Origin of the sequence: Haladaptatus sp. CMAA 1909 (genome assembly GCF_043952005.1) — an archaeon.
Taxonomy (GTDB): domain Archaea; phylum Halobacteriota; class Halobacteria; order Halobacteriales; family Haladaptataceae; genus Haladaptatus.
Genome location: NZ_JBIOAV010000002.1, coordinates 281,809 through 294,432, shown reverse-complemented (window position 1 = coordinate 294,432; position 12,624 = coordinate 281,809). Strand labels below are relative to the sequence as shown.

Annotated in this window: 12 protein-coding genes; 7 read left to right on the top strand and 5 right to left on the bottom strand. The window is 51.9% G+C overall.

From position 1 onward, the window contains the following. Window positions 1–98: 98 nt before the first annotated feature. From ACGYLY_RS19560 to ACGYLY_RS19535, 6 genes are all read left to right on the top strand, one after another. Window positions 99–641 (top strand): SHOCT domain-containing protein, encoded by a 543-nt coding sequence (locus ACGYLY_RS19560; protein WP_395284850.1) that lies wholly within the window; start codon window positions 99–101, stop codon window positions 639–641. Between the two features lie 151 nt (window positions 642–792). Further along, window positions 793–1,383: a DedA family protein gene (locus ACGYLY_RS19555; RefSeq protein ID WP_395284851.1), complete on the top strand. Its 591-nt coding sequence runs from the start codon at window positions 793–795 to the stop codon at window positions 1,381–1,383. Between the two features lie 149 nt (window positions 1,384–1,532). Next, complete coding sequence (locus ACGYLY_RS19550; RefSeq protein ID WP_395284852.1) at window positions 1,533–2,549, top strand: YbhN family protein; 1,017 nt, start codon at window positions 1,533–1,535, stop codon at window positions 2,547–2,549. A 98-nt stretch (window positions 2,550–2,647) separates the two neighbouring features. Beyond that, a complete protein-coding gene (locus tag ACGYLY_RS19545; protein WP_395284853.1) occupies window positions 2,648–2,995 on the top strand; it encodes a hypothetical protein in 348 nt (115 codons plus the stop codon). Window positions 2,996–3,270: 275 nt separating this feature from the next. Continuing rightward, window positions 3,271–5,094, top strand: a complete 1,824-nt coding sequence (locus tag ACGYLY_RS19540; RefSeq protein WP_395284854.1) for a PQQ-dependent sugar dehydrogenase — start codon at window positions 3,271–3,273, stop codon at window positions 5,092–5,094. A gap of 40 nt (window positions 5,095–5,134) precedes the next feature. Further along, the gene (locus ACGYLY_RS19535; protein ID WP_395284855.1) at window positions 5,135–5,464 is read left to right on the top strand and encodes a hypothetical protein; all 330 of its coding nucleotides are present in this window, start codon (window positions 5,135–5,137) and stop codon (window positions 5,462–5,464) included. A 133-nt stretch (window positions 5,465–5,597) separates the two neighbouring features. On the opposite strand, the gene ACGYLY_RS19530 is transcribed toward ACGYLY_RS19535, so the two are convergent. From ACGYLY_RS19530 to ACGYLY_RS19520, 3 genes are all read right to left on the bottom strand, one after another. After that, complete coding sequence (locus ACGYLY_RS19530; protein WP_395284856.1) at window positions 5,598–5,768, bottom strand: hypothetical protein; 171 nt, start codon at window positions 5,766–5,768, stop codon at window positions 5,598–5,600. A 396-nt stretch (window positions 5,769–6,164) separates the two neighbouring features. Further along, window positions 6,165–7,337, bottom strand: coding sequence for an anion permease (locus tag ACGYLY_RS19525; RefSeq protein WP_395284937.1), 1,173 nt, complete (start codon window positions 7,335–7,337; stop codon window positions 6,165–6,167). Window positions 7,338–7,400: 63 nt separating this feature from the next. After that, entirely contained in the window at window positions 7,401–8,690 is a 1,290-nt protein-coding gene (locus tag ACGYLY_RS19520) for an anion permease (protein ID WP_395284857.1), read from the bottom strand. A gap of 123 nt (window positions 8,691–8,813) precedes the next feature. Here ACGYLY_RS19520 and ACGYLY_RS19515 point away from each other — a divergent pair, with 123 nt between their 5' ends. Beyond that, window positions 8,814–10,130, top strand: coding sequence for a sulfatase (locus ACGYLY_RS19515; protein ID WP_395284858.1), 1,317 nt, complete (start codon window positions 8,814–8,816; stop codon window positions 10,128–10,130). Between the two features lie 427 nt (window positions 10,131–10,557). On the opposite strand, the gene ACGYLY_RS19510 is transcribed toward ACGYLY_RS19515, so the two are convergent. Both ACGYLY_RS19510 and pdhA read right to left on the bottom strand, forming a co-directional pair. Beyond that, entirely contained in the window at window positions 10,558–11,526 is a 969-nt protein-coding gene (locus ACGYLY_RS19510) for an alpha-ketoacid dehydrogenase subunit beta (RefSeq protein WP_395284859.1), read from the bottom strand. After that, window positions 11,516–12,592 (bottom strand): pyruvate dehydrogenase (acetyl-transferring) E1 component subunit alpha, encoded by a 1,077-nt coding sequence (gene pdhA / locus ACGYLY_RS19505; protein WP_395284860.1) that lies wholly within the window; start codon window positions 12,590–12,592, stop codon window positions 11,516–11,518. The genes ACGYLY_RS19510 and pdhA overlap by 11 nt, the downstream gene beginning before the upstream one ends. Window positions 12,593–12,624: the final 32 nt, after the last annotated feature.

Here is a 12,624-nt window from a genome sequence, read left to right as displayed (position 1 = left end):
TCGCGACGAGAAAACTCCATCAGATAGTCTACCAAAAGAATGAGTCGTTCAGGAACAGTCGGCATAAAGAAATGAGAACAGCAGATATACAACGCTGTATGCCCACTACTGACTACACAATGGCCCTTCACAAAAACAAGTGGTTGTGGGTGTCCATGTTGGGTTTGCTCCTCTCAGGAGGTCTGTTGCTCGTCGTTGTCGGGTACCTCGCGCTCGTCGTCTATATGGGAATGGTGAGCGGAACCCCGATCGTCGATAGCCTCCTCAATATCGCAGTTCCGACAATCATTACCGTCGCAGTCCTTGTTGTAATATTCACACTCTCCAGTGTTGGTGCTCTCTGGACGATCGCTCAGAATGCATCCCTCCCACGCAGCACTCGACTCGGTAAACTCGTTGAGCATCTCGAGCGCAAATACTCACCACTCGGGCCAACGGGACTATCGGACACACTCACACCACCCGAACCATCAGCAGAAGAACAGACTGAACGAGCTCTTGCGAACCTGAAACAACAATACGTGAATGGCGACATCACAGAGCGAGAGTTCGAGCAGAAAGTCGATCGCCTCGTCTCGAATGACTCGATCGATGAAGTTCGTGCGAGACGTGAGCGACAACGGGTAGTTGAGGAGACCTAAGAAAGATACCGTTCGAATCGCGAGTAACGCCCCAGACAAGATAGTAAACCACATCGATTGCGTTGCTTGGTAAACGACCAAATATATGACACTCACTCAAACTGTCCTCGATTTGCTAACGCAGTATGGCTATCTCGGACTATTCATTTTCATGTTCCTCGAAACATCGATGGTGTTCCCATTTCTCCCGAGTGAACTCGTTGTCCCATTCGCTGCCGGACTGTTAGTTACAAGCGGTCCGACGCTCGTTGCATTTGCATTAGTTGCCGCCACCGGCGCAACGATCGGGAGCCTCTTTGCATACCATGTGTTTGGCACAGCGGGTGCAACAGTAGCTGAGCGATACGGTGAATACGTCCATGTCTCTCAGGATGAGATCGACCGCAGTCGACGATGGTTCCGTCGATGGGGCGAGAGCTCAGTTTTGTGGGGACGACTCCTCCCCGTACTTCGTTCGATTATATCGATCCCAGCAGGATTCACGGAGATGAATCGAAGTCGATTCACGGCATATTCATTCATCGGGGCCTTTCTCTTCAATGTCGGAGTTGGGCTGGTTGTCTACTATGGGAAAGAGCAATCGCTCTACTCGGTAGTATTTGATGCGACACTTCGTATCGTGACTTCTGGAATTGACCATCTAGTTGCATACCCGATGGTGTCACTCCTTGGGATTGGACTTTGCATTCTCGGTTGTGCTATCGTCTGGAGACAACGCTTCTGGATCTTGGAATATGAATAGCTGGGAATAGACACACTCTATTCGAGTAGCAGTGTATAGCGTTGAAACTGATCAAGTGCTGTATCAGCCTCTCAGAAACCATCTGTTGTTTTCAAGATTACATCCAAACGGAAAGACCTACAGGAGTATAGTATCGTCAGATAGAATAGATGAGGACTAATTCTCGTAATATTTGGATTGGATTCATTGGTGCTGGAATCGTTCTCAGTCTCTTACTCTGGTTCGTAGGCATCGAGAAAATCAAGACTACCTTCGCTCGACTTACACTACAATCACTGATTCTGATATGTGGATTGGCATTAGCGTGGATGCTTTCATGGTCGCTCGCTCTTCATCGAATATTGAACGCTGTGGGTACTGAAACATCTCTTTGGTCTGCATTCCTGCTATTTGCAAGTTCAGCATTCGCAGATAATATCACCCCGTTTGGTCAAGCCGGTGGTGGACCCTTTACTGCACTGTTGATTTCAAAGAGGACAGAAACAGCCTACGAGACTGGTCTTGCTTCAATAACCAGTTTTGACGCGCTCAACCTCATTCCATCAATTACGCTGGCCGCGATCGGACTGAGTTATTATGCTGTTCGGTATACTGTCGGACGGCATATAATACTAATTCTGGCTGTCACTGGAGGTGCCATAATGGGTCTTCCAATCATCGGTTATACATCGTGGCACTACTCTGCAAAAATCAGTAACCAACTCACTGATTTTTTTATGCTCATTTTGCAATACGGTTCTAAAGTAATTCCTTCGTATCATCCCCCTAGTCGAAAGGTGATTAGCAAACGAGTTGATGGCTATTTTCGCGCTATTAAACGGATTGGCACTAATCCACGAGATCTAATCACTGCACTTGTCTTTGCAACGGCTGGATGGGTCCTGATGAGCCTGATTATGTATGTGTCAGTACAAACGCTAATGAAAAGCCCGGAAGTACCACTTTTCATCGTACTCATCATTGTTCCGCTAGCAACAATTGCTAGTGTTACACCACTCCCCGGAGGAACAGGGGGCGTCGAAATAGCTATCACGCTTCTCCTGCTTCCGATGGGAATCTCAGAAGAGGTCGCTCTCGGAGCAGCACTCATCTATCGATTCGGCACCTATTGGTTTTCTACCGTACTTGGGGGGATGTGTGTGTTTGCGCTTGAACTAACAAAATAGCGTCTTCCTCTTTAGTCAGCATTTTCGCCACAAAAGCAGCCAATGCAGGTCGTTAGCTCTTCGAGACGATTCAGCGTTCGGAACAGAACACCGAACTCGTGAACTTCCGTGAGAAGCGTGCCGAGAGTCAGCAAGTCGAGGACAAATACCTGAATGTCCTCGAGCACGCAAAGAACGTCGCCAAGACGAACGACGTGATGGTTGCTCGACTAGGCTATCGAGAAGTCGCAACGCACTACGGGTGTGCGTACAAGAACGACGGCTATCGCGTCATGGAGGAGATGGCCGAACGGGTTCCCGGAGAGACCTACAAAGAGTCACGGACGTTGTCGGTGGACAACACAATGGGCGTTGGGAGGCATCATATCGAGATCACGTTCGCCCATCCCGACCTCACCGGGTGGATGCGAGCCCACGAAGCCAACGCGGCGAACGGAGGGCGCTGATTAGAGGTTATACTCACGGGAGTTCGCAGAACCCTCACTCGGGTGGCACCACCCGAGATTCATACCGCTTTGCCGGAGACACCTGCGAAGACACTACGGCCTGAGATGGTATCTAATGCCGATTTCCTATCAGAAATGAACGGGGAAAACATCTTTGCTTATCTATGCAGCCTAATATTACGAATATTATAGGATTAACCTAATAACCACATATTGAATTTATTTATCTGCCGATATATTTATTGATGTAGGCACTGCCACCTCTTTGGTACTCTATGACACGAGAACCAGAATCAAGAAAAAGATCGCCACGCAGGAGCTTCCTCCGGAGAACCGCTGCCGTCGGAGCCATCGGATTGAGTGGCTTCTCGACGACTGTACAGGCCCAACAGACAACGCTCCGGTTCGGAGGGCGAGTACAAGGATGGCAAGGGAGGGCACCACAACGGATCAAGGGAAAGAAAAACCCGACGTTGAACCTCCAACCTGGGAAGAAATACAAAGTAGTTTGGGAAAACCTCGATGGTCAACCACACGATTTCACCATCCAAGATTCCAACGGAAACACAATCAAGAAAACACCCATTGTCTCACAACAAGGAGCGACTCGGTCACTGACGTTTACTGCGACAAAGAAGATGGCCCAGTACATTTGCACAGTACACCCAACAACGATGGTGGGACAGATGCAGGTTGGAAAACAAACGGGCAATCAAAACCAACAAAACCAACAGCAAGCATCATTTTTCAAGCAGGGTACGAAGGTAGGGATTCAGAAAGTAGCAGGTGGAATGACTGCACCAACGGATTTTGCCGTCGCAGACGAACAGAAAAATCGCCGGTTCGTTACAGACCAGACCGGCGAGATTTGGGTGATCGGACCGAATGGGCGGCAGCAAAAGCCGTTCTTAGATGTGAGCGATCGGATGGTGACACTTGGGAAGTTTGCAGATACATATGCAGATCCAAACCAAAGTTACGACGAACGGGGACTACTCGGGTTAGAATTCCATCCTAACTTCCAGAACAATCGGAAATTCTACGTCCACTATAGTGCTCCGCGTACCAATGATATGCCGAAAAACTGGGATCATATCGAAGTCGTCTCAGAATTCAAAGCAACAAAAGATCTCAGCAGCGGGGACCCAAACTCCGAGCGCAAATTGCTGCAAATTGAAAAGCCGCAGTATAATCACGATGCTGGACCAATGGCGTTCGGTTCGGATGGATATCTATATGTTCCGATGGGTGATGGCGGCGGTGCGAATGACGATATGTATGGCCACGTTTCTGATTGGTATAAGCAAAATAAGGGAGGAAATGGGCAAGATGTCTCACAAAATCTCTTAGGGAATATTCTCCGAATCGATGTTGATAGTCGGCAAGATGGAAAACCATATGCGATTCCGAATGACAACCCACTTGTTGGAAAAGAAGGTCGAGACGAGATCTACGCATGGGGCTTTCGCAATCCATTTGGAATCTCCTTTGACTCACAAAACAACCTCTTTGTCGCAGACGCTGGGCAAGACCTCTACGAAGAGGCGAGTATCGTAGAAAAGGGTGGAAATTATGGATGGAACGTGAAGGAGGGAACACACTGTTTCAGCACGAAGAGTGCAACGAGTCCCCCAACGCAGTGTCCGAGTGGAACACCAAAGAACGTGCGCGGCGGAGAGTCATTTCACAATCCCATTCTTGAATTCCCTCACACGTACCAGAACACCTCTGTCGGGATCACCATTGTTGGTGGTCATCGATATGAAAATAACACCATCTCTGGACTACAAGGCAAATATGTATACGGAGTCTGGACAGAGGATCCAGCGCGTGCGAAACCGGCAGGTCGGCTTCTCACAGCTACCCCCCCACAAGATATCGGAGAGAATCAAACGAAGAATCTCAGCCCGTCAAAGGACACAATCCCACGACAATCGCTCTGGAAGATGGAAGAACTGCAAGTCAATGGGCAGTTTAACTACTTCGTCCGGATGTTTGGGCGAGATTCCAACGGAGAGCTGTACGTTCTTGCCAACAAACGTGGAGCACCAAAGGGGAACACCGGCGTAGTGCTCAAGCTGGTCCCGCCTGGACAATAACCGAATCCCTAAAACGAACTTCAATCACCGCTACTGGATCATGCCACCCACTAATGAATCACCAGTTCTCCGTGCACGGATCTATGTTTTCGATTATTATCCAGATGCAACCTTCCAAGTGGCCTCAAAACCGCTTGCGTATAAACCGACAGTCCGGGTGCAAGAAGGTGAGTCATTTCTGTCAGAGATGTACTGGAGCAAGTACGAAACGAGAATAATACGATATGAGAATACAAACGAACGGGTACTCTGCTTCCCACGGAAAGGGGATATGATTGAAGCAGGCAAGCGATATCAGATGATGCGAATGAAGAAGACAAAAGAACTAGCGAAAGGGATAGTTAGCATCGAGTTTGAGCTAATGAAATGAACGATGAGTAGCAGCATACCCAGTGACAATATAGCTATGCTGCGCAGTTGTTCGATCCTACTTCGAGTTCTATTGCGGCACCCTCACTTTTGAGCGACTCCGTCGAACCCGTCACACTCCGTCGTTATCGCCGTTAGACCCAACCGTGCTCGTGGAGATACTCTTCTAGCTCCGTGAACGCTACGTCGTGATTCGCGCGGAGTTCCTCGATGTCGGTCTCGTAGCCGTGTTCGTTGAACCACTCAAACATGACGGCGTACTCGTTACCCATCTCCTCGCGGAGGTCTGCGAGCCCACGAAGCAAACGCGGCGAACGGAGGACGCTGATTAGAGCGTTGTACTCACGGGGGTTCTACGAACCCCCTTTCGAACCACGCCACCACACGAGATTCACACCGCATTGCCGGTGGTCCGACGGTCATCGGTGCGCTCCTCGGTCAGCTATGGACCTCGGCGGTAGCGTCCGTTTTTTGTCTCTCTCGCCGGTGGCGCACTCGTGTACGTGATCTATGAACTCTTCCAGATTCGTCGACCCGATCTCTCGGATACGACAATGTTCGGTGCAATCACGATCGGTCTTCTCGTCGCATTTGCTACGGATCTGGTAGTCTCGATCAGGATGTCTGTTTGATTTTGTGGTTATCCTCGAGTCATCTACTGCGGTATTCGACAGAGAAGACGACATTGTATAGTCGTCAGATCACCCAAGAACGGAGAAAACGGCGTACGACACTACCAGGGAGAGAACAAGAGACCCAACCCATGCGAGGGCAGTATAGATCAATTTCCCTCGATTGACTCGTGCCTCCCCGGCGGCGAATCCGCTTCCGATCACAGCACTCACGACGATTTCATTGAACGACATGGGAATACCATAAAGAATCGCCACTTGTGCGATTGCGAACGACGGAATGAGAGCAGCCATCGCCCGACGTGGCCCAAGCGCGGCGTAGTCCCGTGGGATGGCCTTTATCATTCGTGGTGCACCCATCCATGATCCCAACAGAAGCCCGAGACCACCGCCAATAAGCACTGCCACCGCGGGGATTGTGAGTGAGGTATACAACGGCAGAACCGGACCGATGGCGAGTCCTACTTGACTTCCACCAGCGGAGAATGCGACAATCGCACCAAGGATGAACAAGAATTTCCGCTGGGCATTGGCCGAGTCCTCACGAAGTGCGAGATACAACCATCCCGCTGAAAGAACGATGAAAACGGCTGAGAACAGACTTATCCCGAACAGTGGAGCTAGCGAGACGTTCCTTGTGAGCCAACCCACTACTGACGCACCCTCAGCGGAAGAACCCAAGAAGGTGAACGGGATATTTACGATAATCCCCGTGATGATGCCTCCCAGAATAGGAATACTGTACTCGTTGGGAACCGTCTCTTTTCGCAATAATCGTGTCGTCAGATATGCAGCCCCACCTCCAAGGAAAGGAGTCAACAGCCACAGGAGGCCGATTTGTTGATATTTCGACCATGCCGGACCACCACCAAGTGCTAACCCAACGCCGATCACTGCCCCTGTTGCAGTAAACGATGTTGCGATCGGATAGCCAGTGAATACGCCGATCGCGACAAGCGCTGCTGCCACAAAAAGGGCAATAACGACAGCAACCGGCGTCAGACTCACATCATGGATCAACCCTGCAGCCATCGCTTCAGCGACGCTTGTCCCTTGAACGACTGCTCCCAGGAATGCAAACAGACCGACAAGAAAGGCAGCTCGCATCGTCGAAAGCGCCTGTGCGCTGACCGCAGGTGCAAATGGAGTTGAACCACTCGAACCCGCTCCAATCGTCCACGCCATGAACAAGCTCGCCACTCCCGCAACGGTAGCCAAGATAAGCGTCCCCAACCCAACCATACTCATCTTTCAATAGCTATATAGTTGATTGTCATGGTTATTATGAAATAGCAATAACTCTATTTAACTTGATACTATTTTTATGAGTATAAAGACCAGATACGAGCCAACGGTAGAGATCGTCGGCGTAAGGACCCAGAGGAACACAACACGACTCGTCGCTGCACGATCGAATAACAATGGAGCCTCTGCTATTGTTTCGGGATCTTCTTCTCCGATGTGTGGAACTTCGACTGCCTCATCGGAGTCCATCGCTGCATCATCTTCGGTGTATTCACCGGCTGCAAGCTCTCCGACAGTGGGTCCGGGATCCGGTGTCACCGCATTAGTTTCCGAGACGGTATCATCAGCGATTAGTGCACCCGCCGAAAGATCGGGAAGTTCCTCCCGTTCGATAGCCATTTCCGTCGCTTCCGCAACGGTGACGGTACGGCTGGCGCGACCCCATCCAAGCCCAATGATGCAGGAGGTCATACTCACCGCCAAACTGGCAGGAACACCGAGATTCGAGAGGATCGTGATGATGGTTGCACCGACGAGAGAAACAATCATCGCCGCGAGAATCGGCAAGTCAGTGAGCCCTTCACCAATCGTATCGAGTGTCCGGCGAGCAATCGTGAATCCACCAAGTCCGATCGCAGCAATTGCCAGTAAGATGCCCTGGCTGGCGGTAATCGCACCGTTTCCGACGAGTGGTGCAATCGCATTCGCAGCGTTCGATGCCCCGGCAGAAAAGGCGTTATAGCATGAGATTGCGATGACGATGAGTGCACCGAGCACATCTCGAACCGTCGCGTTTTCATTTAATTTTGGAAACGGGAGTGTGCCCGAGTAATCGAGGTGTACGAGTCCGCCTTCAAATCGAGTAAACGAGATACGAGCGTCGAGATGGGGATAGAGGTATCGACCGATCAGAACGCCAAGCCAGAATGCAGTCAGGGGTGCAACGATCCACGCCGAGACGATACCGAACATGATCTGTTCGTTTAACGTATTCGTTGCAAGTCCGAGCCCGACGATCGCGCCGACGGCGGTCATCGACGTGGATGATGGGACGCCGAAGAAATTCGAGATCAACAGTGAGAAGCCAGCGAAAAAGAGGACGATAAAACTCGCAGTCAGCGTGAACTGGCTTTGAGGGACAATTCCTTCACTCATCGTCTCGATGACGTGCCGACCGACCGTCCACCCGCCCCACAGCGCAAAGGCAGTGAACAATCCGGCAGCAACCGCTTTTCCGGTAATCCGACTCCCAACGGCAGGGCCGAAGGCGACACCGGTCGAGGAGCCCCCGATGTTGTAGCCGACAAATACTGCGACTAGTAATCCAAGTCCCAGAAGGACACTTACCATTTACTTTACCCACCCTATGAGCCAAATGCCATTGCCGTACTTGAAATCTCGCACTGATGATATTCCTGCTCCTTGAACTTGCAAGTGGAAGCGTTAGCACTACCGGTAGCCACTAGAGCAGAGATGACGAACATCGCCCTCGTCGTGTTGGATACGCTCCGCAAGGATGCCTTCGACGCGGAATTTCAGTGGCTTCCGGGAAAGCGATTCGACAACGCGTGGTCGACTGCCAAATGGACGATGCCCGCCCATGCATCCCTGTTCACAGGAAAATATGCGAGTGAGGTCGGCGTCCATGCGAAATCCGAGGGATTCGATTGCCCAGAGCCATCGTTGGCGGAACGGTTGCATCAAGCGGGGTATACGACGCATGCGTTCAGTGCCAACCTCATAGTGTCGCCCGTCTTTGGATTCGATCGTGGCTTCGAGACGTTCGAAGGGACGTGGCGAATAAACGTCAACGGGAAAAGTCTCAGAGGGTGGAAAGAGGTTCTCGAAAGCAATCAGAATGTCACTGGGTGGCGACGATATTCCGACGTGTTACGGCGAACAATCGACGGTCAGTACCGGCTACGGGCCTCCATCAAACGAGGGCTGCGAAAGCGAACTGTCGGGGCGCGTTCACAACCCCTCGACGATGGCGCGATGGAATTACTGCGATACGTTCGCGAACACGAGTTCGGGGACGATGAGTTTCTGTTCGTAAATCTCATGGAAGCTCACGCGCCGTACACGCCGCCGACTGGAACGATAGACGATTCGTCGTACAATGAAGTCGCCGCCACACTCACCGACGATGAACCGAACGGAGCACTCGTCCGCGAAGCATATGACGAAGCGGTTCATTACCTCGCAACTCAGTATCGACGAATATTCGCCGAGCTGGAATCGGAGTTCGACTACATTATCACGCTCGGTGACCACGGAGAACTATTCGGTGAACATGGTAGTTGGCGTCACTTACACGGAGTCTACCCGGAACTAACCCACATACCTCTCGTTATTTCAGGTCCAACCTGTAGTGGGACCTGTACGAAGACGACGAGCATTCTTGACGTTCATCGAACGGTCCTCGAATTGGCGAACGTGGATGGCCCGTCCCGAGGACAGCACCTACTGGGGGAGATCACGGCGCAACCTCGATTAGTGGAATACGAGGGTCTTCGGTCCACACGGATCAGGGCCATGCACGAGACAGGGTACGCTGATGCACTTATCGAGTCGTTCGATGAACCGCTCATGGGAATCGCGCTACCGGATTCGTATTATGGCTATGAAACACGAGACGGATGGAAAGAAGATGGTAGCCCCGGCGTCACGGAACCACGAAAATCCCTCCAAGAACTCAAACGAACGCTTGATATCCGTGAGTCTGAGGGAAGTACCCCAGAGATTACGGATGCTGTGAAAAAGCAGCTCAGGGATTTGGGCTATGCCTGAACTCGCTAGCTCACCGATTCTCTAATTCATTTCGTTCGCGGGGTTGTTTCTGCGTCCCAACCGTACACATGACAAACGAAGGAATCCCACAATGACAAACATCTATGCCAGTCTATCCCGTCTGATACTGTTACGATGGCCCCGTCTTCCAACCACCACGATGAGGAAGCACCGTCGGGATGGGTAACCGAAACGAGAAGCGATGAAATTCATTCGTGGGTTGGTCCTGCAGAGCGACTTGTCTGTACCCGCGAAGGTAACGACGAATGGATAGCCTACTCACAACCCCGTAGTGAACTCGGAGCACCCACGCAAGTACAATTGACACACACTCCCACCAATCTCGATCAAGTACTCTCAGTAGCGTTCGAGTATATGGAACAAAATAGTGATGCAGAGTAATATACTACCACGTCGTTGACAACAGTTATTCTGCTAAGACCTGTTCGATACCATCTTGAATACGGTGTCTGTCCGGGAGATAGTCGTCCTCGCGGGCGAATAGCGGATACGGGACGTCATATCCAGTGATCCGCTGAACGGGCGCTTCGAGGTAATAGAGGGCTCGCTCATTGATCCGAGCGATGATTTCTGCTGCCATTCCCGCGGTTTGTGGTGCCTCGTGAACCACAACACAGCGCCCGGTCTTTTGCACCGAATCGAGAACCGTCTCCGTGTCGAACGGAACGATACTCCGTGGGTCGATTACCTCGATGCTCCCATCGACTGCATCAGCAGCTTCGACAGCCTGCTGGCGCATCGCACCCCACGCCACGACAGTTGCGTCCGTACCCTCCCGAACCATCTCCGCTTCACCAAATGGGATATGATACTCACCGTCAGGCACGTCTTCACGGAACGAACGGTAGAGACGCGTCGGCTCGAAGAAAATCACCGGGTCGGGATCACGGAGCGACGTCGTGAGTAACCCCTTTGCATCGGCGGGCGTCGAGGGAACGACGATTTTCAGTCCTGGAATCTGTGCATACCCTGCCTCGAAGCTCTCGGAGTGGTGTTCAAGGGCGCGGATTCCTCCCCCATAGGGAGCACGAATTGTCATCGGACAGTTGAGCCCACCCCGAGTTCGACTACGAAGGCGGGAGACGTGCTGTTGAATTTGATGAAATCCCTGAACCATGAACCCTGAGAATTCGATTTCTGGCACCGGTGTGAATCCGTATGCTCCAAGTCCGACACCAAGACCAATGATACCTGCCTCAGTCACTGGTGTGTCGTACACCCGGTTTGGATACTCGTCGATTAGCCCCTCCGTCGCACGGAACACTCCACCGTCGACACCGACATCTTCTCCGTACACCACGATGGAGTCGTCGCGTGCCATCTCCTCGAAGAGTGTGGTACGGATGGCTTCGACCAATCTCTGTTTAGTGGCCATCAGAATCACCCCGGAAATCCGCACGTTGACGTTCGAGTTCGGGCGTCAACGACGAGAACGTGTACTCAAACATGTCCTCCGAATCTACTGTCTCCGCGCCTTTCTGCGCCCTTTCAATCGCTTCAGCGAGGTCAGCTTCGATGGTCTCCTCGATGTTCTCGACGCGTTCGTCGTCTAGTACGTCTCGCTCACGCAGGTACGTCTCGAAGCGAGTGATCGGATCACGCGTCGCCCACTCTTCTTCCTCGGTCTCTTTTCGGTAGACGGTTGGGTCATCCGCGGTCGTGTGAACCGAGCGACGGTAGGTTATCGCCTCGACGAAAACCGGGTCGCCATTACGGGCACTCTCTAGTGCATCATTGACAACAGCGTATGTACCTAGAACATCATTTCCATCGACCTGTATTCCCTCGATACCTGCCGCAATCGCCTTCTGTGCCAGCGTTTCTGCACGGGTCTGGTGCGCTCGTGGAACCGAAATCGCGTACTGATTGTTTTGGCAGAGAAAGACAGTGTGTGAGTCAAACACGCCCCCAAGGTTGCACGCTTCGTAGACATCACCTTCGGAGGTTGCACCATCACCGAAGTAACAGAGCGTCGCGGCATCTTCCTCAGCGATCTCTTGGGCCCACCCGAGTCCTGCTGCGTGCAGTGCCTGTGAGCCGACTGGGACGGACGGTGCCATTGTACGGTTGCTTCGGGAAACCGCTGCACCCTCTTCCATTCCCATCGCGTACCAGAGCAACATGTGCGGCGGTATATCCCGGGCCAGATATGCGGGTTGTTCCCGGAACGACGTCACCATCCAATCGATATCCGTAAGTGCCATCGCACTTCCGACCTGTGCGGCTTCTTGCCCGATTGCCGGGGCATAGGTGCCGAGTTGCCCGCGCCGCTGTAAGGCGATTGCGCGTTCGTCAAGGCGACGCGAGAGTTTCATCGTTCGATACATCGCGAGCAAGTGATCTTCATCGAGATTCGGTTCGAGGTCGGTGTCTACCGATCCGTCCGAGTCCAATACCTGAACGTAATCAATTGAGAATTCGATAGCGCGGTCACGAGGCATGGGAGGAGATATACGCTATCCACTTACTTAGA